Below are 21714 nucleotides of genomic sequence, written 5' to 3'. Positions count from 1 at the left end.
GTGCTCCGCGATGGACGGCCGGTCGAGCAGCCGGTTGTCTCGCGAAGGGCCGAGTCGGGCGCTTGGGTGGTCGGGTCGGTGAGCGGGGTGGAGGAGTCGGTTGAGGGGCTGACGCTGGACGCGCTGCTCAGTCTGTCGCCATTAGGGCTGCACATCTTCGACGCGGGGCTGCGCTTGGCGCGGATCAATCCGGCGACGGCGGCCATGCGGGGCCGTGACGTCGGGGAGCTGGTGGGTCTGCCTCTGCGGGAGGTGTTCGCGTTGGAGGATCCGGATTTGGTGGAGGCTCTGGCGCGTTCGGTGCTCGAGGACGGGCGGCCGGTGCTGGAGCGGCGTGTGAGGGCGTTCGTCGACTCGCATCCGGCGTCGGCACGGACACTCTCGGTGTCGCTGTTCCGGTTGCGGTCGCCGTCGGGGGCGGTGCTCGGGCTGGCGGCCGCGGTGGTGGACGTGACGGAGCTGGAGGTGGCGCAGGCGGCCTCACAGGTCCTGGGCGCGGTACGGGCACGGGCGGGTGCCTCACTGGACGCCGTCGACATCTGCCGGGAGGCGGCGGATGTTCTCGCGGGCGGGATGGCTGATGCGGTGGTCGTGGAGGTCGTCGACGCGGTGATGACGGGCGACGATCCTCCGCTGCTGCCTTCACCGCAGTTCACAGCCCTGCACTGCGCGGCCGTGGGACGTCGCGGTACCGGTAGGGGAAATGGGCCGTTCGGGTCCTCGCGTGTGCCGGACGCGACGTCGCCCGCTGGCCTTGCGCTGGCGCAGGGCAGACCGGTCACGGCCACGATGGAGGGCGATCCGGCCTGGCTGCACACCGCCGCCGACCACGCCGCCGCCTTGCGTGGCGCGGCACCCGTGGCGGTGCTGGTGGCGCCGCTCATGGTGCGGGGCACGCTGTTGGGCTTGGTGAGCCTGTACCGGTGGCGGGGGTCGCCTTCCTTCACTCAGGAGGACACGGGCCTGGCCACGACGGTGGCCGACTACGTCGCCCTGTGTCTGGACAACTCGCGTCGCTACACCCGAGAGCACGCGGTGGCCGCCACCGTGGCGCGCAGGTTCCTGCCGCAGGCACCGCAGACAGCCGTCGGCCTGGAGACCGCGCCGGGGCATCTGGCGACGCGTCCGGCCAGCGGTGGCTGGTACGACGTCATTCCGCTCTCCGGCGCCCGTACCGCGCTGGTCGTCGGCGAGGTCGACGGGGCCGGGATCCACACGGCCGCGACGATGGGCCAGCTGCGCACCGCTCTGCGCTGCCTTGCATCGCTCGACCTGGAGCCGGACGAGCTGTTGGCCCGCTTGGATGAGACCACCCGGCAGCTGGCAGCGGAACGGCGTGCCCTTCCCGCGGCCGACCCGCTGCGGGAGCAGGCGCTGACGGCGAGCTGCCTGTGCGCGGTCTACGACCCGGTGGCCGGCACCCTCATCGCGGCGCGCGCTGGAGGCGCTGGTCTGGTCCTCGTCGACCCGGACGGATCCCTCGCTGAGGTCGACCTGCCGGATGGGCCGGTCCTCGGGACTTCCGAAACCGCGCCCTTCGCCGGGACCAGGATGCCCGTCCCCGACGGCACGGTCCTGGCGCTCACCACCCCGGCCCTTTTCAAGGCCCTCGGCGCGCAGGGTCTGCACGCTCAACTCGCCTCGGCCGGCGGCTCACTGCGCGAGCGGTGCGACCAGGCCCTGCTCGCCTCCGAACCCGCCGACGAGGCGGGAGCGGTGATCCTGCTTCTGGGCCGGGCCACCGGACTGGCTGGCGACGACGCCGTCGACTGGGTTCTGGACGCCGACGAGCGAGCCCCGGCACAAGCACGGTCACTTGTCCGGCTGCAGCTGGGACACTGGGGACTGCCCCAGGAGGCCGTGGACACCACCGAGCTCCTGGTGAGCGAGCTGGTGACCAACGTCGTCCGCTACGGCAAAGCCCCCTGCCGCCTGGGCCTGATCCGCGCCGACCGTTTGAGCGTTCAGGTCAGCGACGGCGAGGCTTCCAGCCCCCACCTGCGCCACGCCCGGACCACGGACGAAGGCGGCCGCGGGCTCTACATCGTGTCGCAACTCGCGGACCGATGGGGCGTCCGATTCACGGACAGGGGAAAGACCGTGTGGGTCGAGCAACGTTTCGCGGACGGGACCGGCCCGGCCTGAAAGAGGACTCCTGTGCGGCCCAGCCGCCAGGGGATCGGAACCGAGCAGTGCGCAGATCTGGCCGGCTTCCACGGCGAAGCCGAGCTCGCTGACGGCCTGCCTGCGTCTGTACCGTTTGGACAGCTCGCGGGCGCAGATCGCAGGTGTTGCCTGTTCCTGCGGTGTGAACAGGTGCATTGTCACGCCTTTCACCGGTGCTTGTCCGGTCGTCGAAGGTGAGTGGCGGCCGCGCCGAAGCGGCGGCGCAAGCCAAAGGAGTCGTCCGGTGAGCAGGCGAGCAGGACCGCGGCCGTGACCAGAGAGGTGGCCAGCCCCACGCCGAGTGTGAGGGCGACCAAAGCCGGCACGGACGTCAGCGATCCCGTCCCGAACATCGGCCAGAGTGCGTCGCGGAACGCCGTCGCCACACTGATCGCGACGCATCCGGTGACAACCGATACCTCGGCGACACGGCGGAGCCGGGTACGGGCCGGCCGGGCGATGAATCCCGCGACCGCGTTGCTGATCGCGCAGAACGCGAGGTTGGAGGTCGCTGCCACGACCAGAAACCAGGCGATGAGCAGCGGATCCGTCCAGCGTTCGCCGATGGCCTGCGCACTGGTGACGGCCGCCCCGGCCAGCGTGCTCAGCGCGACGAACACCGTCATCGCGCGACGGCGCACCCAGACCGCCGCGTCCGGACCGACCCAGCGCCGCAGTACGGGAATCCGTCGGCAGAGGAAGACGACGTCGCCGAGCCAGTCATGCCGCCATGGGTCGGCCGAGCCGTGCCCTCTGCGGCCTCGCACGAGCAACACCGCGACCGCCACGGTGAGTACGGAATTGACGACCAGCCCGCCGATCAGCACCGATGCCCACGTCCCCGAGGATGAGGCAGGCGTCCTGGAGACGACCGCAGCCCACTCGGACACCACCGTGAGCCCGACCAGCGTGACCATCGCCCCCGCCGCACGAACCGTCTGCCGCGCCCGGTCCGCGCCGCCCGGCGCCCGCCACACGAGCAGCCGTAACGCGATCACCAGCGCGAGCATCGGCACCGCAAACTGAGCCAGGGACACCACCACGTCGTACGGGTCGTCCTGCCACGGGCTGGCAGCCCTGACCGTCTTGTCCTGGGTCTCCAGCACCGTCAACGCCTCGAACACACCGGCCGCGCCGAGGCTCGCCCACACCATGGCCGAGGAGGCCCGGCCGTTCGCCATCAGGTGTTCCATGGCGGCCATAGTACGCACCTCGTACTACGTGACAAGTAGCATCGCGACTCGTAGTATGTGGATCGGAGGGAAGGAGGCTCATGCACAGCAACGACGCCCAGATGCTCGTGCTCACCGTCCTCGCGGACAGGCCGCTGCACGGATACGCCATCAACACCGCGATCGAAGAGCTCACCGGCCGCAGACTCGGCCCCGGCAGTCTCTACGGCGCGCTGTCCCGACTGGAGGGGCGCGGGCTGATCCAGCCTGCGGACGAGGCGGCCGACCCCCAGGAACGCCACCGCACCATGCAAATCACCGACGCCGGTCGCGACCAACTGCGCGCCGAACTTCAGCAGATGGCCCGGATCTCCGCCGCAGGCCTGCGCGCGCTCGGGGTCAACCCGGCATGAACGCGGCCACGCTCCTGACCTGGCTCTACCCACCAGCCGTGCGCGAGCGATGGGGCGAGGACATCCGTCACGAGATGTCCGCCTCCGGAATCCGGTCCTGGCCCGACACCCTCGCGGGGGCCGCGCGCCTCTGGCTGCACCCCGGCGACTGGCCCGAGACATGCACCGGGCAGACCCGCCGTGTGGTAACCGTCGCCCTCTTCGCGCTCACCGCGGCCACCGGACTGCTGCTGCGCTCGGCCGAACCCTCCTCCACCCTCAAGGCCGACATCCACCACCCCGCCACCAGCCTCTGGCTCGTCCCGCTCTTGCTCGGCATCGGTCTCGCCGCACCACTTCCCCCGCTGAGCGGCGCAGCGCTCCGCAACATGACCGCCGCTGCGGTCCGCACCCTGGCCGTTCCGACCGCCGCGGTCGTCGCCCTGTGCCTGACGGCATGGAGCGGTATGGCCGAACGCCTCACCGGCTTCGCCGACACAGCTGCGGTCACCTGCTACTGGCTCACGCTCGGATTCGTCGCACTCCGCCTCTGCGTCCTCGTCGCCCGCATCGCCCGAACCGCTGCCCTGCCGACCACGCGCCGGCTGTCCACGGCCCTGCTGCACATCGGGACCGGACTGACCCTCGCTGCGAGCCAGAACCTCCTTGCCATGGTCCGGACTACTCCTCATCCAGGGTCCCTGGCCGAGAGCACGGCACTGGGCCTCCTGGCCGCCATGGCCATCAGCGCCGGCCACGACCTACGGCAGAAGAGGGCGTAGACCCCAATCAGTGGAGTGCGATCAGCGCTCCGCGACGCACGATCACCGGTTTGATCGGGAGAGGGTGTGCCGGGCGCTGTCCGGGATGCCGCTCCGATCAGGGTCGAGCGCCTGCTGCGCGGTCAGCAGCACCCTTGGTGCGAGTGGCACGGTCGTGATGAGCGAGGTGACGTCGGCGCCGTGCACCGCGCCGTCGTCGTTCAGGACGAAGGCCACCGGCGGGCCCGTCGCGAGCGCGCCGCGGTCGTAGTCGGCCAGTCGGCGTACGCCTGCTTGCACGGCGCACACGATCGGGGCTGACTGGGGGTCGAAGGCGCGATGGATGGGCGCGGAGCCGCCGGCCGGCGGTTCCGCGTCGGACACCCTCCAGCGACCAGCAACACTGTCCGCCTCCCACCGCACGAAACGGACCCGTGATGAACAACAGGGAAGTCGTCCTCAAGGCGGTCGGCGAACTGTTCGGCGACAAGGACCCCTCCGCGGTCGACCGATGGGTCGCCCCCGACTACAAGCAGCACAGCTCGCTGGCCGCCGACGGACCCGAGGCGTTGCGCGGCCTGGTGGCCGGGCTGCCGGAGGGCTTCCGCTACGAGAATGCCCGGGTGATCGCGGACGGCGACCTGGTCGCCCTGCACGGCACTTACCACGGTTTCGGCCCCGAACCGCTGGTCGCCTTCGACCTCTTCCGTGTCAAGGACGGCAAGCTCGCCGAGCACTGGGACGCACTCACCCCCATGGCCAAGACCACCAACGTCTCCGGCCGCTCGCAAACCGACGGCCCCACCACCCCGACCGAGCTCGACCGGACCGAGGCCAACCGGAGGCTGGTCACAGAATTCGCGAAGAAGGTCCTCAAAGGCGCCGACTACTCCCTGCTGACCGAGTACATCTCCACCCAGACCTACCTCCAGCACAACCCCGAGGCCGGCGACGGCCTCGAAGGCTTCGCCACGGCCGCGGCAAAGTGGGCCGAGCAGGGCAAGCACTTGGTGTTCAAGACCACGCACAAGGTCGTCGCCGAAGGCGACTTCGTGCTCCTGCAGTCCGAGGGCGAGTTTGGCACCCCGGTCGCCTTCTGGGACCTGCTCCGCGTCAAGGACAGCAAGATCGTCGAGCACTGGGACATCATCGTCCCGATCCCCGCCGAGCTCCCGCACACCAACGGCCTCTTCTGAACCCAGCCAGGTTGACGAGGTGGGGCAGCGCATGGTCGGCCAGGGCCGGGGTGATGATGATCTGCAGGACGACGAGCAGGATGACCGGGACGGTCCGCTGACCCGTCAGCGCCGCGAGGCCGTGTCCGACGGTGAACCCGATGATCAGGTGGAGCTCGAGCCACAGTCCGGCGAAGCAGGGTGTAGTTCCGTCCGGAGGACGGCGCGCCTCTCGCCGCTGCAGGCACCGCTGCCGCGAGGCTTCCGAGCCGGTTGCGGCTGCTGGTCGCCCGGACACGGTGCTGCGGTGGCACCGTGATCTCATGAGGCAGCATCATGCGCGCACCTGGCGGACGAGGCGGCCCGGGTGGCCTTGTGAGGTTCCAGGGCATCCTTGACGCTTTGTCACCATGACTCGCTTGTCGTACTGGCAGGCGACTCGGGAGATGCTTGACGCCCTGGCGCTCGGAAGGCCGCTCCCGAGGCAGGTACGCCTCGGCTCAGTCCCGACCCAAGCCTCGGGCGAGCTATGTCAAGACCTGTGGATCGGCTCCGGTGATGACTGCTGGTGGTCGTGCTGCTGAGCCCAGGTCTCGCGCGTGATCGCGTACTCCGCGTCGCCGTGCTCAGCCCCCTCGATGTATTCCGGCCACTCCTCGAAGAAGGTGCGGATCAAGGACAGTCCTACCTTCTCCATGACGCGCCGGGAGGGGGTGTTGACCGTCATCGTGGTGGCCACGATCAGGTCCACTTGCAGCTCGGTGAACGCGTGGTGCAGCAGTGCTCGCGCGCCTTCGGTGGCATAGCCCAGGCCCCAGACGGAGGGAAGCATGCGGTAGCCCAGCTCCGTTCCGCTGTTCAGGCCGATGCTGGCCGCGGGTCGCAGTGAGAGCCACCCAAGGAACTTGCCGGACGACTTCTCCGCCGCGACGAAGCAGCCGTGTCCGCTCGGGAGCTCGTCGTACTCGCGCAGGATGCGCGGGAGCTGCTGCCGCGTGACGACGGCCTGGGGCACGGGTCGGCCGTTGTCGATGTGCCGCATGACGTCGGGGTGACCGTGCAGAGCGGCCAGGTCGTCGACGTCCGCCTCGGTGAAGCGGCGAAGATGCATCCGCCCGGTTTCCAAGTAAGCGTCCACGAGCGCGATTCGAGCAGGACGCCCGCCGAGCGGCAACTGCTTCCCCCCGCGCAGTCACCTGATCAGGCCGCGGCGGCCTCCTCGCGCTCGACCAGGGCGCCGTCTTGAACCAGGTGCCGGAGCGGACCAGGGCGACGAGGGAGGCCCCTGATGGCGCGCCAGCGTTCCTGGGCGGACTCGATGAGCTTGAAAACCATCGTTCGGCCCGGCAGCCTCTGACCACCCTCTGTGGGGGTGATAGCTGGACGTGAGCGGTACCTACCTGGTGTCCGGCCGACAAGAGTGCGGATGGCGGCCGGGTGTCCGGTCGTGGCTGGCAGACCGGGGTGTGGCGCGAGGCTTCTGGATTGTTCGACTGGAGTGGCTGGGACCCCGGCCGACCTGCGTGGCTATGAATTTCCTGTGAATCCCATTGACGCAGGCGCGCACGCCCTGCTTCCCTGATGGCAATGCGGCACACCACGCCTTGTGGTGACAAGCCGTCGGTTCCTCCGCGCCGAATCCCGGCGTGTGCTCCATTCGTTGACATGCACACGATATGAGAGTTGAGGATCTCCATGGGCATTTCGCGACCCCGCGTCGCCTTAGCCGGATTGGCCGCGGCCGCACTGATCGGTGCCGCGCTGGCCACGACCGCACCAGCTGCCACCGCCGTCCCACCGCCCTCGCCGAACACCGCCCAGGCGCTCGCCGCCCGAAGCGCCGACACGTTGGTCGCCAGCCGACCGGCCTTCCTCCACGCAAGCGCGAACGAGCAGTTCGTTCGGCACGCGGTCGCCTCGTCGAACGGGACGCAGTACGTGCCCTACGACCGCGCCTACGCGGGTGTCCCCGTCGTCGGCGGCGACTTCGTGGTGGTAACGAACAGCGCCGGCCAGGTGCTGTTCCACTCCGTCGCGCAGCAGCACGCCATCGGCCAACTGTCGGTCACGCCGACGGTGAGCAGCGCCAAGGCCGCCTCCGTGGCCGCGGCGCAGCTGCGGTCGGTGTCCAAGGTCGAGGGCACCCGACTGGTGGTGGACGCGCTCGGCTCGGCGCCCGCCGCGCTGGCGTGGGAGACCACGGTCGACGGTGTGGGCGCCGACGGTTACAGCCGGTTGAGCGTGGACGTGGACGCGCACACCGGGCGCGTTCTGCGCACTCAGGAACACGTGGCGCACGGCAGCGGCACCGGTGCGTGGAACGGCCCCGAGCCACTCACCATCGGCACCACCGCCTCCGGCGGCTCGTACTCCATGGACAGCCCGGGCATCGCCAACATGCCCTGCCAGGACGCCGCGACAAACACCACCTTCACGAAGTCGACCGACACCTGGGGCAACGGCGACGCCACCAACCGGGAGACCGGCTGCGTCGACGCCCTCTACGTCGCCCAGGGCGAGTTCCGGATGCTCGGACAGTGGCTGGGCCGCAACGGCATGGACGGCAACGGCGGCGCCTGGCCGATCCGGGTTGGCCTCGCCGATGTCAACGCCTTCTACGACGGCACCCAGGTCCAGATCGGGCACAACAACGCCAACCAGTGGATCAGCGCGGTCGACGTCGTCGCCCATGAGATGGGCCACGGCATCGACGACCACACCCCGGGCGGTATCTCCGGCAACGGTACCCAGGAGTTCATCGCCGACGTCTACGGAGCCTCCACCGAGTTCTTCCTCAACGAGCCCTCGCCCTACGCGGTCCCCGACTTCCTGGTCGGCGACCAGATCAACCTGGTGGGCAGCGGCCCGATCCGCAACATGTACAACCCCTCGCTGGTCAACAACGACCCCAACTGCTACGACAGCAGCATCCCCAGCGCCGAGGTGCACGCGGCAGCCGGGCCGGGCAACCACTGGTTCTACCTGCTCGCCGAGGGCAGCAACCCCGCCGGCGGCCCGACCAGCCCCACCTGCAACGGCTCCAGCGTCACCGGGATCGGCGTGGAGAACGCCCTCAAGGTTGTCTACAACGCCCAGCTGATGAAGACCTCAGCCAGCGACTACCTGTCCTACCGCACCTGGACCCTGCAGGCGGCCAAGAACCTCGACGCGTCCTGCGTCGAGTTCAACACCGTGAAGGCCGCCTGGGACGCCGTCAGCGTGCCCGCACAGTCCGGCGACCCGACCTGCACCAGCGGCACCAGCGACTTCTCCATGGCCGTCTCGCCCAGCTCCGGCACCGTCAGCCCCGGCGGTTCACTGACCACGACCGTGTCCACCACGCTCACCAACGGGACCGCGCAGACGGTCAACCTCTCCGCCTCCGGCCTGCCCGCAGGCGCGACCGCCTCCTTCAACCCCGCCTCGATCGCGGCCGGGGGCACCTCGCAGCTGACCATCACCACCGCGGCCTCGACACCCGCCGGGGCATCCACGGTCACCATTACCGGCGCCGGAGCCTCCACCACGCGCACGACCACCTTCGCGCTGACGGTGGGCGGCACAGGCGGCCCCGGCATCACCAACGGGGGCTTCGAGACCGGTAGCCTCTCCGGCTGGACCACCTCCGGCGCCTCGGCCACCGTCGTGAACAGCGGTGCCCACTCCGGGACCTATGCCGCGCGGCTCGGCAGCACCTCGGCGACCAACGGGGACTCGAGTGCGGCGCAGACCTTCACCGCCGCCACCGGCAACACGGCGTTGTCGTTCTGGTACAACGTCACCTGCCCTGACACCGTCGCCTACGACTGGGCGACCGCCACGCTGAACGACAACACCGCGGGCACCACAACTACGGTTCTGGCCCAGACCTGCGTGAGCAGTTCAGGCTGGACCCAGGTCAGCGCGCCAGTCACCGCCGGGCACAGCTACACGCTGACCCTGACCTCGCACGACGACAACTACAGCGGCGACGCCACCTACACCCTCTTCGACGACGTCAGCGTGAGCTGACACGTCCGACACCGCCTCGTCCGGGACCGTCGCCTCGACGGTCCCGGACGAGGTTCGCACCGCATCGCACATCTCGGGGCAAGGGAGAATCATGACCGTGCGAGGCAAGCCATGAAGACGAGACTGGCGGCTGCCGTGATCCGAACTGGGCTGGTGCTGAGCGTTCTGATGACCACGGCGTGCGGTGTCCAGAACGCCGGAACGGCCCGCCATGGCCCTGTAGGAGACAACATGCCCAGCGCCGATCACTGGCCGCCGATCACCCTCCAGCGGACCGGCGGCTTTGCCGGCCTCAAGGACACCGTGTTCCTCGACCCACGCGGGGCATGGACCGTCACCGACAGAGCGGGTGCCCAGACCACCGGAGAACTGACCGCCGTTCAGGTAGCGGCTGTGATGACCCTTGCAGCCGATCCGCAACTCGCCTCTGAGGCAGGCCGCACACCAGCGCCCAGCCGATGCACCGACGCCTACCACTACATCCTCACCGTCGGCACCGCGCGGATCAGCTACGCCGACTGTCCTGCCGATCCGGACCAGCCGGTAGCCAGCATGGCTCTGGTACGTCAGCTCCTGTACTTCGCTGGGCTCGCCCCGGCATGAGAGTCGGCCCGAATGGTCTCGCTCACCAGCTGCCGCGAGCCGAGTGCGTTCTGGTGCAGTGCTGCGACAGGGAGGGACCGCGCTGGCCGTCGCCTCCTGCCCCGTCGTCGTGCGTGGCCTGGCGGTTCGCACGGCGTTGAGCAGCGCGGATGGGCCAAGAGGGCGGCGCCGTGAACGTGATTCCGATGCCACCGATGGCGCCGATCAGTTCGGGGCCGGCGCTGGGTGAGGTCGCCCGATTCCATGTTCCTAGCCACGCGCACCGCGGTGATCGGTTTCTTCGGGTGGGGCGTGCTGGTCACCGTACGCGCACGGTGACCAGTTCCCGCCGGGCCGTGCCGCGGCGTGGCTCGGGGGAGTCGCGGTGATCGCAACCGCCACCTGTCGACGTCTCCGGACGCCAGGGGGCAAGCTGCGGCGAATCCTTCAGCAAGTCGTCGGTCTTGACGTAAAGTGCGGTCGCGAGGGAGTCCAAGTCAGTCTTCACACACAGACATTGGGATCCCTCGTCCTGCTTTGCTGTCGAACGGATGCGGTTGGCACCGGTTTGTAGTCAAGCGCGGCGAGCGCGGATGACAAGGAACGGGGGCAGCCCGCTCCTGTGTGGTTGCTGAGCCGCCACCTGGACGGATGGGGCTGGCTCGGTGACGGCTTCCAGGAGGAAGCCGTGCCGCAGCAATGCGGTCAGGTACGTGGACAGCGTCCGGTGCTGGTTGCCGGCCCGGCGGACGGCCTGGGGGTTGTCCGAGCGCCAGAAGCCTTCGGCGAGGTAGTGCCCGATCACCCGACGGACGGCACCCTCGGTGACCGGTGTCCAAGTCGCGTCAGGCGCTTCGAAACAGGGGTGAGGGATACTGAAAGCGAGGGAGCCCCGGGCCTTCAGCACCCGCCGTACAGCCGCGAGCGCGGCATCGAGGTCGGGCACGTGGTTCAGGGACAGCCCAGCAGTCACCCAGTGAACCGAGTCGTCGGCAACTGTGCCAAGGACGCATCCGTCGTCGACGGTGTAGGTCACCGTGCCGGGCCCGGCAGTCCCAGCGCTCCGCGCATGTTCGATCAAGCGCAGCGACGGATCGATACCCACGACAGAAGCCCCACGGGCGGCCACCGCACGGGCGATGAGCCCCTCGCCACACCCGAGATCAAGGACATGATGGTCACTCAGCGCATCAGGGAGATGGTCGAGTAGAACGTCACGATTGAAGTCGTTCAGAGCGGAGCCAGCCCGCAGGAGTTCCGCGTACCAGTCGGCGATGGTGTCCCAGGAGTCAGTCATCAAAGCCAGAACGCTACCCAGCCTCTCCCGGGTGCCTCTACCGATTTTCCTTCCGGCTCGTCCCTTGGAATCAGTCGTCTAGAAGGGGCCCAGGGTCAGCGGGTCGTTCGGCACGAGTGGCTTGGAGATGTCCTCGGCGACGTTCTGGGCGAGGTTGGTGATGTTCGGGTTGGTGTCGGCGGTGTCGGTCGCGGCCACGGCGATCGACAGGTGCCTGGACGGCAGGTACGCCATGATCGCGGCGTATCCGGTGAAGGACGGGTTCTGAATGATCCAGCCGTTGACGACCAGCACGGACATCCCGAAGTGTGCGGCCTTCGTCCCATGGATGCAGTGCGGGCATCGCTGCGTCGGCTCACCGAGGCCGATCGTGCCCGGGTTGAGCAGGGTCCGGTGGCCCTTGGGGGTGAGTGTCTGCCCCGAGCCGATGCCGGCGCCCGCACGGGCGAGGTCGCAGATGTCCATGGTGATGACCGCGCCCGGGGCCGTCGTCCACGAGGGGTTCCAGAACGTTGTCTCCTCGTACTTGCCACGCCCGGCGGAGAAGGCGTGCAGCACCGGGGTAGGGATGTCGGGGGTGTAGCTGTTCGAGGTCGCGTCCAGGCCGAGGGGGCGGTAGATCCGCTGCTCCAGCAGATGGTCGAGCCGGGTGTGGGTGATCCGCTCCAGCGCCTCGCCCAGCAGCAGGAAGTTGCCGTGCGCGTAGCTGAAGTTGGTGCCGGGCTTGTAGAGCAGGTCCTTCGGTCTCGTGTAGGCAAGGAGCTCCTGGGGTGTCCAGTGCCGGAACGGGTGTGACACCAGCTCGGCGACGAAGGCGGGGTTCTTGACGTAGTCCTGGAACCCGCTGGTGGTGTCGCCCAGCATTCGCAGCGTGATCTCCTTGGCATGCGGAACCGAGGGCAGCCACTTCGAGAGCGGGTCGTCGAGGCGGACCCGCTTCTCGTCGACGAGCTGCAACAGGACCGTGCCCATGAAGCTGATGCCCACCGACCCGGCACGAAAGCGCATGTCCGGGCGGGCCGGCACGTCCGTCATCGACGGCCCCAGCGCGCCGGTCCACACGTCGCGGCCGTTCTGCGTCACCCGGGCCACGACCGCCCGCAGTTTCAGGTCGCGCCGGTCCTTCTTGACGATGTCGAGGATGGTGCGTGCCTCGCCGCGCGCCGGGGTGGGCGAGGCGAGGCAGTCGTACCCGCGGTGCGCTGCTGGGTCGGCGGATGCGGTGGTGCCCGTGAGGAGGGCGGTGGAGGCGAGCAGCAGAGCGGTGGCGCACATCAGTGCGGTTCGCTTACTTGTCATGACTCACCATGAGCACTCCCGGCTTCGGAACCCCGGCAGGACACCACCACCGCCACCCTGATGGCGCACCGTCAGCGGGTGAGCGTCCCCGGGCCCGTGGTGTCCGGGTTCTCGACCGTGACGGAGCCGACGGCACCGGTGGGCCGGCGCCGCACCGCTGCTCATTAGCGCGAGCATCGCTGGCAGGCCGGCCACACGTTAGCCCTTCGCCTAGTCCGATTCGTCGGTCAGCTTCACCCGACCCGCCGCAGCAGCTTCCAATCGATCAGGCGATGGCGGGTCCCGGTGGCAAAGAAGTCGCTCTCCAGCCGGGGTGAGGCGGTCATCAGTCTCCTGCGCGGGTGGCAAGCCGGCCCGGCCCGTCGCGCTGTGATCCGCCCCTTGCGGCGACGGGTGATCAGACGCATTGGACAGCATGCCCCGCCACTGACCTTGCCTCACCTCGGGGCCTACGTGCTGGGGTCGTCGGCCTGCCAACCGGAGGCGGGCCCCATGAAGAACGCGAAGGCCTGCGGCGCGGCAAGCTGCATGGCCTGGTGTTCAGCGGGGTCGTCGCGATCTTGGTCATAGCATTCCCAAGAGCAGCGTTCGAACGGTGTCCAGGGCCGCTGGCGGTTGCAGCCCCGGCAGAACATGGTCGGCTCCGTGGTCACAATGCCCTCCTGCGTTTTGCGTTGGGTGAGATTGTGCCCGGCCCTTACGATCAAGCGGCCTTCGGCGGCGTCCATTTGGGTGGGTGGGTTGTGCTGCCACGGATTCTGGGACACCGCGTTCTGGGTGGAGGACTCGAAAAGTTGTTCTTACCTGCTGTCTGGGCCTCGGGGCAGTCAACGTGACCATGGTGAGCTTGCGTCAGACCCAGGTTCGTGCGCTCTCTGGGCAGGATGAACGCGGCATCCCGGACCGGGCTGTTCGACAGCAGCGCCATCGGCGGCTGCACTGGCGGCGTGGCTCGCCTCACGGGTATCTCGGGGCTGGGGGTAGCGCGGCCGTACTGGTGATCCCGTACTCTCTCGCCGGTAAACCGGTTACGGCACAGAACTCGTCGGCTTCGGACGGCGGTGGGATCAGCGTGACGATGCCGGCGCACCTCGAGGTCTACGGAGACAAAGCACACCAGTGGCGATTTCGACTCAAGGCTGGCAACGGCGAGATCGTCGCCGTCGGGGAGTCCCACCCCACGAAGGCCAGCGCCGAGCGCGGGTGCGAAGCGGTGAAGCGCGCCGCGGCGGAGGCTGACATCGTGGAAGCCAAGGCAGCGTTACGGGCGCGCACGTGACCGGCCAGATCCTCACAGAAGTCAGCGCCAGGTTCGCACCAGAGTGGGAGGCCGACCTGCTCGCCGCCTATGATCAGGTCCTTGCCCGGCCGCTCCCTGACGGCCTCCTGTGCGCTGAGCCAGGCTGGGCTGGGTGTCGATGTCGGTGCTCAGGTACTCAATGGGGCGGCACCATCCCAGAGTTGATCGAAGGTGGTTTGCAGCTCCTGGACTGCGTGGGCGTCATCGACCAGGAGGACAGGCCCTGACGCAACGTCAGAGACGTGGGAGGGAAGGGCGACCAGGGCGCGCCCGCTGTCGGTGAGGATCATTCGGATCGGGACGCGTGGTGCTATCCGCGCTTGCTCGCCGGCCGCGGCGAAGGCAGCGGCGCGATTGAGCAGATGGGTGTCGTTAAGCAGGTCGGCGTGGTAGACGCAGCGGACCGTGCCTCCGGCGCGGGTCAAGGCGTGGACCTGGTGGACCCAGTCGGGGGCGCGGAGGCCGTCGAACGGTGGGCAGGCGGTGACGAGCACCGAGTGGGTGGCATAGTCGCGCCAATGCTCCATTTGAGGGCCGGCCTTCCTGTCCGGTACGAGTCGGCGCTTGGGCGCGGCTCTGGCCGCGAGCCAGTCGGGGCGCAGCTCGGTGACGAGATCCGCTGCCATGGCCTCCAGTTGGGTGAGTCTGTCGTGATGTCCTCGAAGGAGCGCGGCGGAAGCGTCCATGGGATCGGCCGCGCGGTAGGTCGCCGGTTTGCCGGGCGCCTTGACCACCAGTTTCAGGTCGACTAGTGAGTCCAGGACGTCGTAGATGCGCTGACGTGGGAGCTTGCTCTCGTCGGCCAGTTGCGGGGCGGTGGAGTGGGGCAGTCTCGCGAGCGCGGCGTAGGCCCGTGATGCGTACGAGCCCAGGCCGAGGGCTTCGAGTGCGTCTTCACAGAATGACCCAGCCATCTTCATGACGCAGTCATATCAAAACCGGGGATCCGGTTGCGAGCGGTGATCATTCAACTACTGAGGAGGCAAGGGTTTAGGCAAGGCGAACCGTCCACGTTGCCGGGATCGGGAGTCGCTTGCCGGGCGGCGTCGGCCCTGGCGAGGGGATTGCAGGAGGCGGACCTCGGTCGGAATCGATTATCCAGCGAACCGGGGGGAGGCGCTCTACCGGCGGACGGCCGCGATCAGTCCGCCGGGCCGTTCCTCGCGCTGCGGCGGGGTGCTGATCGGGCGGCCGTAGGCGGCACCGCACTCGCGCAGGGTGTGGCTGCTGGCCTCCCAGCCGTGCCCGGCCAGCCAGCCCACCGGGTCGTCGGGCATCTCCGAGATCCACATGGACGCCGCCGATCCCGGCACGGCGTCCGCGCCGAAGCGCTCGATCACGCCGCGCGAGCCCAACGTCAGCCCCATCCAACTGCCTGCCGCCGACTGCGCGCTGATCCGGGCCAGCAGCAGTTCCACCGCGTCCTCGGGCAGATAGATCAGCAGTCCTTCGGCGATCCACACGGTCGGCACGGCCGGGTCGTGCCCTGCGGCGGCCAGCGCGGCCGGCCAGTCCTCACGCAGATCCACCGCGACGCTGATCCGCTCGCAGCGTGCCACGGCCCGCTCCTGACGCAGCACCGGAGACTTGAAGTCCAGTGGTACTGCGGTGTCGACCTCGAAGAGCCGGGTGCCCTCGGGCCAGTCCATCCGGAAGGCTCGGCTGTCCATGCCGGCGCCGAGCAGCACGACCTGCCGGACCCCGGACGCGGAGGCCTGCTGCAACAGGTCGTCGAGGAACTTCGTCCTGATGACGATGGAGTACGACACGGCCAGCCGGCGGCGGCGCGCGGCCTCGTCATCGGGCAGCGGTGGCGAGGAGGGCCACAGACCGCCGGCGGTGGCGAAGGCCTGTGCCAGTGGGTCGCGGAACAGCGCGTTCTCCCGCTCGGTCTCCAGGGCCCGCACCCTGGCCACTCCCACCGCCGTGGCCCACACTCCCGACAGCTGCACCCGCTCCTGCTCATCAGTCACCGCGCCAGCCTAGGCGATCGATTCCAAGGGGCCCCTATGACTGGATCCAGGCTCATGTGCGGCCAGCCGGGCAGGCGCGCATCTACCGCCTACGACCATGCCCGGGGCGGTGTCATGACGGCATGTCACGGCGCTTCCTGGTGTGCCACTCGAACTGGCCGTCGATGGGGGCCGACAACTGGCCGTACCTGGGGAAAAGATCTTGGCCGCTGATGCACCCAAGCGAGCTCGTCGGGTCGTCGTAGGCGTGATCGCCCGGGTTGGGCGCGCACGGCTGGGCCCGTCGTTGGCGGCCGCGGGGTGGTCCGCTCACCCCGCGGCCGTGGCACGGTGCCTACTCATGCATCGTGCCGCCCGGTGTTCGCGACGTCTGGTACTCAGTAGCCGTAGCCGCCGCCTCCCGAACCGCCGCCTGAGGGGCTCGGGGTGGTGGCCGCCGGGGCGCCCATGACCGGATTGCCGTCGGCGCCGACCACGTACCACGTGCCGCCGAAGGTCTTGAGGCCTTCGCCGTTCACGTCCCCGGCCTTGCTGTCGTGCGCAAACGTGTAGAGCGGGTGGCCGTGGTAGGTGACCTGGGTCGTGTGGTCGGTGCGTGCGGTGGTGCCGACCATGGAGGCGGTGACGCCGCTGTTGGACGGTATCCCCGTGGTGGCGTCGGGCGGCCAGATGGACGCGCAGGTGCTGTAGCAGGTCGACTTCGTGCCGGTGTCCGCGGTCAGGAGATACAGCGTGCGGCCGGACCCGTCGACAAGGACCTGCCCGTACTTCGTGCTCGCGGTGTGCAGGGCGGCGCTCGACGTCGACGAGCCACCGGTAGGGGGCGAGACGACCGCGTTCTTGGTGCTGGAGCTGCATCCCACGGCCAGGGCCGCCACGGCGACCGCGCCGGCTGCGATGGCGAAGACACGGTTCATGACGAACTTCTTCCGTCGGGGCCGCCGCGACACCTGGTGCGAAGCGGTCGGTCCGCCGGCCCGCCAGGGCGGGTCCTGCTGGGGATACGCACGAGGGTGTGTGCGGGTTCAGGATTTTCTTCTCTTCATCCCGAATGGAGCGATTTTTCTTGAACGGCTCGCGCGTGGTGGGCGTATCCCTGGTGAGGCACCTGCACGAACGTGTCGGATCAGCGCTCGCCCACGTCATCGCCCGTGCCGAACCTGCAGATTCTGCAAGCGCTGCCGAAAGTGGGATGGGGTGAGCGGACGATGGCGTGCAGCGAGAACGACTCCCTCAGCGCCTACCTGCTCGGCTCCCTGGACCCCGCCGAGCACGCGGCCGTCGAACGGCACGTGGCCGGCTGCCCGCGCTGCCAGGAACAACTGCTGCAACTCGCACCGCTGGTCGGGCTGCTGCGGCACACGCCCTTCGAGGAGTTCTCCGTAGCGCCGGCCCTGGCTTGGCAGCCCACCAAGGACACGCCGCCACATGGCCGCACGGCTGCGGACGGAGGGAGCCATTTCGCCCTCTCCTGGGGGCGCCGTAACCGGCTCGGTCGACTCCTGGCCGGCATCGCCGCCACTGCGGCGGCACTCGGCGCGGGACTGGGCATCTACTTCGGGGCCTTCGCGTCCGGACCTGCCCGTCCTGCGTTCACCTTGTCCGCCACCAGCCCGGTCACCGGTATCTCGGCGTCCGCCACGCTCACGCCCGACCAGTCGGGCACCGCGCTGCAACTGAAGGTGACCGGCCTGCCTCCGGCCATCACCTGCCGTCTGGTGGTGCACGCCCAGGACGGCCGCAGTGAGACCGCGGCCACCTGGGCGTCGGGCTACTCCACGGCGGTCAGTGTCCCCGCCTCCACCTCGATCAGCCCGCAGGACATCAGCAGGATGGACGTCCTCGACGCCTCGGGCCGACTCCTGGTCGAGCTACCGCAGACCTGACCACACCGCGCTCCGCCCAGTCGTGCGCAGCGTGAACCGAAAGGTCGCGGTCCGCGTAGTCCCCACAGCAGAGCGCCGACCAGGAGTCGGCCGAAAGGGGATGGCCTGATGCACCCCAGCCACGACACACGCCGCCAAGCAAGCAGCGAAGGGGAGGCCGCCATGCCGCCCGACCATACGACCGCCGCGCCCGGCATTGGCATCGCGGTCACCGGTGTGGTGGCCCTGTGGCTGCTACGCCTGCTGACCGCCGCCGGACTCGGGGTGGACGCCTACGTGCACGCCGACCTGGCGCCCACCTACGACTTCAGTGGCCAGGGAATCAGCCAGGGCCAGCTCTTCCGCATCGAAGCCGCGGCAGCGGCCCTGGCCGCACTGCTCTTGATCGCGTTCGGTACGCGGCGCCTGGTGTGGCTGTTCGCGCTGCTCGTGGCGGCCGCGGGCGTGGCCGCCGTGCTGCTGTACCGCTACGTCGACGTCGGTGCGCTCGGGCCACTGCGGAACATGTACGAACCCGTCTGGTACCCCGAAAAGAACCTGTCCCTGATAGCCGAAGCCGCTGCGACCGCCCTGGCCGCATGCGGCCTGCTCCTCGCGCACCGGCAGCACCAACACCCCGATACCGAAGCTCGTCGAGGTGGTTGACGTGGGGGAGGAGGAGGGCAACCGGCCGTCACGGGGCCCCCGCCGGCGCTCTCTCACACCGACGACTCTGTGCTCCGTGGGTGCTTGGAGTGCACGGGAGGTAACTGCCCATGGGGGTGGATCCCACTGACTGGAGTGGTCTGCGATGGTCGCCTTGATGGCCGAGTACGGGGTTGGGGCCGGAGTGCGTTGGCACATCGTCCCGGAGACGGACGGCAGCCGCGCGCTGTGCCACCGCATGCTGTCGCCCAACGCCGAAATGCGCCCGCTGACCGGGACAGCTGGTGGGATCGAGGGCGCGCAGGTGTGCCGGCGCTGCTGCGAGGTATTCGAGCGCGGTTCGGCACCGGCGGAGCGCACCGACGACACATCCGAACCGCCCTGACCCGACTGTGGATCCCCGGTCAGCTGAGGATTGGGACGAGCCCGAGGCCGAAGATGCCGTAGAGGCCCGCGGCGGCAGCGAGTCGAGCGGGGGTGAGCTTGTGGTCCGGCATGGTGGCGAGGAGGTGGACGATCGCGGCCAGCGTGATGATCCCGGATCACAGCAGGGCGGCGTTGAATTGCCAGCTGGTGAACAGCAGACCCAGCCCGCTGGGGACGGTGGCCTGGATCATCATGGCACCCGAGATGTTTGCAAGAGCCAGCTTCACCTTGCCCCGACTCGGCGGAGTCCTCCACGAATACCGGCACGCCGCTTGACCTGCACGGACGGGGATTTCGGCACCCACAGCATCCGCGAGGGTGGTGTCTCGGAGACTGAGATGGGACTTCCTCCGGGCCTGCGGAGTCGGACGCGGGGAATGCTACTCACCGTTACGTCGCCTTCTCCGTGCTCATGCTGGATGAGTGGAGTTCGTGGCCGCCGAAATCCTGCGGAAGTCCCTACGGGTGAGGTGAACCGTCAGCGCCCCCTGGAAACGCATCCCTGGGGTGGCTGACTATGGTCCAGCGGGCACTCGGGGTCGGGGGAGTCCGTGGAACACCTGCTCGGCGTGCCATGCGCGGTGTCGGGGATGGATGCGCTCCGTTCCGAACTGGGGGCCAAGGAGAGGTCCGCCGGCCAGGTCGAGCACCTGGCGCCCGGCGGGACTGCGGGAGACGAAGCGCTGGGAGACCGTGATGGTGTCATCGTCCGCGAGGCCGAGGACACCCCTATCGAAGAGCTTGTGGTGCAGTGAGCACAGGCAGAGCCCATTGTCGACTGCGTCGGGGCCGTCGAAGGCCCACCAGCGCACGTGCGCGGCCTCGAGTCCGACCGGGACGGTGCCGATCCGTCCGTCGTAGCCGCAGAAGGCGCACTGGTACTCGTAGGCGGTCAGTACGAGTTCGCGCATCCGGGCGTCGCGCTGCCGCGATCGCGGGCCGTCTGGCAGCGAGACGGTCTTGGCCGGTTCCAGTTCGAGGCCGATGGCCTGGCACAGGTCGTCATGCAGGGAGGGTGGGAAGTGCAGGTCGAGCAGGACGCGGGTCATGCGTGGAAGTAGCGAGGGGTCACGGCGGAGCGAGGTGCGGAGGTCTTCGGCGAGCCGGCCGGTGGCGCCCGATGCTCGCAGCTCGCGGACGCCGGTTCCGGGGCTTCCGGGACCGCTGGTGGTGTGCACCTCCCAGACTCCGTCGTTGACGAGATGGTGGAACGGGTACGCGGGGCTGGTTCGGCGGCTGGGCCCGTACTCGACGAGCAGATCGCCGAGCGCTGTCTCGACGGTGCTGTAGGGCAGTTCGCCGTCGGGGTCCTGCTGGAAACGGGCGAGGGCGTAGAGGAGGAGCAGCGGCTTGTGGGGCGCCCGGACCCCGCCCGCGGTCCACTGACGAAGCCGGGCGGTTTGCTCAAGCCAGTCCATGGCCCAAGATCCTACGGTCGCGTGCAGTGGCAGGTCCTCGGGATGCGTCCGTCTCCTCAGTTGACCGCCCGATGCGGGCCGCGCAGGTTCCACGACCGCGACTGAAGGGCTGTTGGGGGTGCGGCCGAAACATGATCAACGCGCCACTTCACCTCCATCGACGCGAAGGACGGTAAGGGGGACGGATGAGACCCCTGCTGTAGAAGGTGATCGGCATGCGTGCCCACGATCCGGTGGGCCGCCTCGAGGACGAGTGGATCGCCCTCCCGCACCCTTACCTGCCCGAGGCAGCATGGGCATCTATCCCGTCGGGCTCCCTGAAGCGCCCCCGCACTACCTCTCACCACCAAACACGACCGCGGGCTCTTCGGCTAACCAGCAGAAGGGGGCCATCCGTCAGCACCCGATCTCAAAAGGCTCACGTACTGTCGGATGCGCTGCACGTCATCGGGGAAGCAGCTGTCCCAGTCCTGGTCCAGCCGCATCCAGGCTGCGGGCTGCCCGTCCTCCGCGATCAGAGGCTGTTCCGGGTCGCCGATCGCGGCATAGGAGAGGGACAGCGTCACTGGCAGACCCGGGCCGAACGACCGCACCGCCACCGCGGCGGGCCGCTCCAACAGCCGTGGCCGCAGGCCGGTCTCCTCGGCCAGCTCTCGGGCCGCGCCCTCACGCGGACACTCTCCCGGCTCGACCTTGCCACCTGGCGGCACCATCCCGCGCCACGGATGCCTGACTAGCACGATCTGCTCCAGGGCCGTATCCAGGACCCACACTTCGGCGCCCAACGGCTCCACGGCGCCAACCATCGCGGAGCGCAACCAGGCCCTGGCCCGGTCGAAGTCCAGCATCGCGCTCCCGGCGTCAGCGACGGCAGCATCAAGCGGACGCTGCTCAAACACGCTACGGATCACTTCGACAGGCTATATACCGCCACCGACACCACCGGGCCGCAGCAGTTGTCGAGGCCGTCGGCGGACACCCTCGCAACCCTGCGTGCGGCACGCGAGTGGGCCGTCGAACGCAACGGGCAACCCCGGTGCGGCGGCGACTACCAAGCGGGCGCTGTGCCCCCTTTTCCGAGCGTTCCTTTCAACTTGTATTCGTGGGCTAGTTGTTCTGTCCCGTGAGGTTGGGGACGCGGCTGGCGGGTGGGCGGCCCTTGAGAGCGGTGTGTCCGCGGTGGGGGTGGGCGTGTGGGCGCCGGCCCGTGG

The 21714-nt window shown here is 69.1% G+C and carries 21 protein-coding genes and 2 pseudogenes; 10 read left to right on the top strand and 13 right to left on the bottom strand.

Annotated elements, in window-relative coordinates; all coding sequences use genetic code 11:
* Positions 1–87 precede the first annotated feature (87 nt).
* Positions 88–2145: a SpoIIE family protein phosphatase gene (locus tag DN069_RS17485; protein ID WP_165845525.1), complete on the top strand. Its 2058-nt coding sequence runs from the start codon at positions 88–90 to the stop codon at positions 2143–2145.
* A 188-nt stretch (positions 2146–2333) separates the two neighbouring features.
* Here DN069_RS17485 and DN069_RS17480 read toward each other — a convergent pair whose 3' ends face one another.
* Complete coding sequence (locus tag DN069_RS17480) at positions 2334–3359, bottom strand: hypothetical protein (RefSeq protein WP_133259948.1); 1026 nt, start codon at positions 3357–3359, stop codon at positions 2334–2336.
* 80 nt (positions 3360–3439) lie between these two features.
* Between DN069_RS17480 and DN069_RS17475 the strand changes: the two genes are divergently transcribed.
* The gene (locus tag DN069_RS17475) at positions 3440–3751 is read left to right on the top strand and encodes a PadR family transcriptional regulator (protein WP_111501947.1); all 312 of its coding nucleotides are present in this window, start codon (positions 3440–3442) and stop codon (positions 3749–3751) included.
* The gene (locus tag DN069_RS17470; RefSeq protein ID WP_111501946.1) at positions 3748–4512 is read left to right on the top strand and encodes a hypothetical protein; all 765 of its coding nucleotides are present in this window, start codon (positions 3748–3750) and stop codon (positions 4510–4512) included. The genes DN069_RS17475 and DN069_RS17470 overlap by 4 nt, the downstream gene beginning before the upstream one ends.
* 42 nt (positions 4513–4554) lie before the next feature.
* On the opposite strand, the gene DN069_RS17465 is transcribed toward DN069_RS17470, so the two are convergent.
* A complete protein-coding gene (locus DN069_RS17465) occupies positions 4555–4791 on the bottom strand; it encodes a hypothetical protein (protein ID WP_133259947.1) in 237 nt (78 codons plus the stop codon).
* A 137-nt stretch (positions 4792–4928) separates the two neighbouring features.
* On the opposite strand from DN069_RS17465, the gene DN069_RS17460 reads away from it, so the two are divergent.
* On the top strand, positions 4929–5687 hold the full coding sequence (locus tag DN069_RS17460) for a nuclear transport factor 2 family protein (protein ID WP_111501944.1): 759 nt from the start codon (positions 4929–4931) through the stop codon (positions 5685–5687).
* A gap of 511 nt (positions 5688–6198) precedes the next feature.
* Here DN069_RS17460 and DN069_RS17455 read toward each other — a convergent pair.
* Positions 6199–6777, bottom strand: coding sequence for a GNAT family N-acetyltransferase (locus DN069_RS17455; RefSeq protein ID WP_341538479.1), 579 nt, complete (start codon positions 6775–6777; stop codon positions 6199–6201).
* Between the two features lie 89 nt (positions 6778–6866).
* A pseudogene (locus DN069_RS42855) lies at positions 6867–7001 on the bottom strand (IS256 family transposase); the annotation flags it as partial.
* 396 nt (positions 7002–7397) lie between these two features.
* On the opposite strand from DN069_RS42855, the gene DN069_RS17450 reads away from it, so the two are divergent.
* Both DN069_RS17450 and DN069_RS17445 read left to right on the top strand, forming a co-directional pair.
* A complete protein-coding gene (locus DN069_RS17450) occupies positions 7398–9677 on the top strand; it encodes a M4 family metallopeptidase (protein ID WP_243639364.1) in 2280 nt (759 codons plus the stop codon).
* A 231-nt stretch (positions 9678–9908) separates the two neighbouring features.
* A complete protein-coding gene (locus DN069_RS17445; protein ID WP_111501941.1) occupies positions 9909–10280 on the top strand; it encodes a hypothetical protein in 372 nt (123 codons plus the stop codon).
* Positions 10281–10674: 394 nt separating this feature from the next.
* Here DN069_RS17445 and DN069_RS42850 read toward each other — a convergent pair.
* From DN069_RS42850 to DN069_RS17425, 4 genes and pseudogenes are all read right to left on the bottom strand, one after another.
* A pseudogene (locus DN069_RS42850) lies at positions 10675–10767 on the bottom strand (IS982 family transposase); the annotation flags it as partial.
* 66 nt (positions 10768–10833) lie between these two features.
* Positions 10834–11556, bottom strand: a complete 723-nt coding sequence (locus DN069_RS17435) for a class I SAM-dependent methyltransferase (protein ID WP_111501940.1) — start codon at positions 11554–11556, stop codon at positions 10834–10836.
* A 78-nt stretch (positions 11557–11634) separates the two neighbouring features.
* Positions 11635–12855, bottom strand: coding sequence for a serine hydrolase domain-containing protein (locus DN069_RS17430; RefSeq protein ID WP_111501939.1), 1221 nt, complete (start codon positions 12853–12855; stop codon positions 11635–11637).
* 449 nt (positions 12856–13304) lie between these two features.
* Positions 13305–13583, bottom strand: a complete 279-nt coding sequence (locus DN069_RS17425; protein WP_111501938.1) for a hypothetical protein — start codon at positions 13581–13583, stop codon at positions 13305–13307.
* Positions 13584–13702: 119 nt separating this feature from the next.
* On the opposite strand from DN069_RS17425, the gene DN069_RS41625 reads away from it, so the two are divergent.
* Positions 13703–14134, top strand: a complete 432-nt coding sequence (locus DN069_RS41625; protein WP_243639362.1) for a YegP family protein — start codon at positions 13703–13705, stop codon at positions 14132–14134.
* Between the two features lie 149 nt (positions 14135–14283).
* On the opposite strand, the gene DN069_RS17415 is transcribed toward DN069_RS41625, so the two are convergent.
* The 3 genes from DN069_RS17415 to DN069_RS17405 all read right to left on the bottom strand — a co-directional run bounded on the left by DN069_RS17415 (position 14284) and on the right by DN069_RS17405 (position 17045).
* Positions 14284–15075, bottom strand: a complete 792-nt coding sequence (locus tag DN069_RS17415; RefSeq protein WP_111501936.1) for a TrmB family transcriptional regulator — start codon at positions 15073–15075, stop codon at positions 14284–14286.
* A gap of 201 nt (positions 15076–15276) precedes the next feature.
* On the bottom strand, positions 15277–16128 hold the full coding sequence (locus tag DN069_RS17410) for a class I SAM-dependent methyltransferase (RefSeq protein WP_111501935.1): 852 nt from the start codon (positions 16126–16128) through the stop codon (positions 15277–15279).
* A 377-nt stretch (positions 16129–16505) separates the two neighbouring features.
* The gene (locus DN069_RS17405; protein ID WP_111501934.1) at positions 16506–17045 is read right to left on the bottom strand and encodes a COG4315 family predicted lipoprotein; all 540 of its coding nucleotides are present in this window, start codon (positions 17043–17045) and stop codon (positions 16506–16508) included.
* Between the two features lie 291 nt (positions 17046–17336).
* On the opposite strand from DN069_RS17405, the gene DN069_RS17400 reads away from it, so the two are divergent.
* From DN069_RS17400 to DN069_RS17390, 3 genes are all read left to right on the top strand, one after another.
* Positions 17337–18014: an anti-sigma factor family protein gene (locus DN069_RS17400; protein ID WP_111501933.1), complete on the top strand. Its 678-nt coding sequence runs from the start codon at positions 17337–17339 to the stop codon at positions 18012–18014.
* Positions 18015–18176: 162 nt separating this feature from the next.
* Complete coding sequence (locus tag DN069_RS17395; protein ID WP_207892178.1) at positions 18177–18659, top strand: hypothetical protein; 483 nt, start codon at positions 18177–18179, stop codon at positions 18657–18659.
* Between the two features lie 157 nt (positions 18660–18816).
* On the top strand, positions 18817–19044 hold the full coding sequence (locus DN069_RS17390) for a hypothetical protein (protein ID WP_133259946.1): 228 nt from the start codon (positions 18817–18819) through the stop codon (positions 19042–19044).
* Between the two features lie 556 nt (positions 19045–19600).
* Here the strand turns inward: DN069_RS17390 and DN069_RS17380 are convergent.
* Both DN069_RS17380 and DN069_RS17375 read right to left on the bottom strand, forming a co-directional pair.
* Positions 19601–20503: a phosphorothioated DNA-binding restriction endonuclease gene (locus tag DN069_RS17380; protein WP_111501931.1), complete on the bottom strand. Its 903-nt coding sequence runs from the start codon at positions 20501–20503 to the stop codon at positions 19601–19603.
* A 371-nt stretch (positions 20504–20874) separates the two neighbouring features.
* Positions 20875–21414: an NUDIX hydrolase gene (locus DN069_RS17375; protein ID WP_243639360.1), complete on the bottom strand. Its 540-nt coding sequence runs from the start codon at positions 21412–21414 to the stop codon at positions 20875–20877.
* Positions 21415–21714 lie beyond the last annotated feature (300 nt).

The organism is Streptacidiphilus pinicola (genome assembly GCF_003258295.1).
Classification (GTDB): domain Bacteria; phylum Actinomycetota; class Actinomycetes; order Streptomycetales; family Streptomycetaceae; genus Streptacidiphilus; species Streptacidiphilus pinicola.
Note: the sequence above shows the minus strand (reverse complement) of the source record. Positions and strands in the feature narration are given on the sequence as shown.

Bases quoted from the DNA above. Each gene is read 5' to 3' on its own strand.
- DN069_RS17480 (WP_133259948.1), bottom strand. From the start codon at position 3,359: ATGGAACACCTGATGGCGAACGGCCGGGCCTCCTCGGCCATGGTGTGG.
- DN069_RS17475 (WP_111501947.1), top strand. From the start codon at position 3,440: ATGCACAGCAACGACGCCCAGATGCTCGTGCTCACCGTCCTCGCGGAC.
- DN069_RS17470 (WP_111501946.1), top strand. From the start codon at position 3,748: ATGAACGCGGCCACGCTCCTGACCTGGCTCTACCCACCAGCCGTGCGC.
- DN069_RS17460 (WP_111501944.1), top strand. From the start codon at position 4,929: ATGAACAACAGGGAAGTCGTCCTCAAGGCGGTCGGCGAACTGTTCGGC.
- DN069_RS17455 (WP_341538479.1), bottom strand. From the start codon at position 6,777: ATGCATCTTCGCCGCTTCACCGAGGCGGACGTCGACGACCTGGCCGCT.
- DN069_RS17445 (WP_111501941.1), top strand. From the start codon at position 9,909: ATGCCCAGCGCCGATCACTGGCCGCCGATCACCCTCCAGCGGACCGGC.
- DN069_RS17435 (WP_111501940.1), bottom strand. From the start codon at position 11,556: ATGACTGACTCCTGGGACACCATCGCCGACTGGTACGCGGAACTCCTG.
- DN069_RS17430 (WP_111501939.1), bottom strand. From the start codon at position 12,855: ATGACAAGTAAGCGAACCGCACTGATGTGCGCCACCGCTCTGCTGCTC.
- DN069_RS17425 (WP_111501938.1), bottom strand. From the start codon at position 13,583: ATGGACGCCGCCGAAGGCCGCTTGATCGTAAGGGCCGGGCACAATCTC.
- DN069_RS17415 (WP_111501936.1), bottom strand. From the start codon at position 15,075: ATGAAGATGGCTGGGTCATTCTGTGAAGACGCACTCGAAGCCCTCGGC.
- DN069_RS17405 (WP_111501934.1), bottom strand. From the start codon at position 17,045: ATGAACCGTGTCTTCGCCATCGCAGCCGGCGCGGTCGCCGTGGCGGCC.
- DN069_RS17400 (WP_111501933.1), top strand. From the start codon at position 17,337: ATGGCGTGCAGCGAGAACGACTCCCTCAGCGCCTACCTGCTCGGCTCC.
- DN069_RS17395 (WP_207892178.1), top strand. From the start codon at position 18,177: ATGCCGCCCGACCATACGACCGCCGCGCCCGGCATTGGCATCGCGGTC.
- DN069_RS17390 (WP_133259946.1), top strand. From the start codon at position 18,817: ATGGCCGAGTACGGGGTTGGGGCCGGAGTGCGTTGGCACATCGTCCCG.
- DN069_RS17380 (WP_111501931.1), bottom strand. From the start codon at position 20,503: ATGGACTGGCTTGAGCAAACCGCCCGGCTTCGTCAGTGGACCGCGGGC.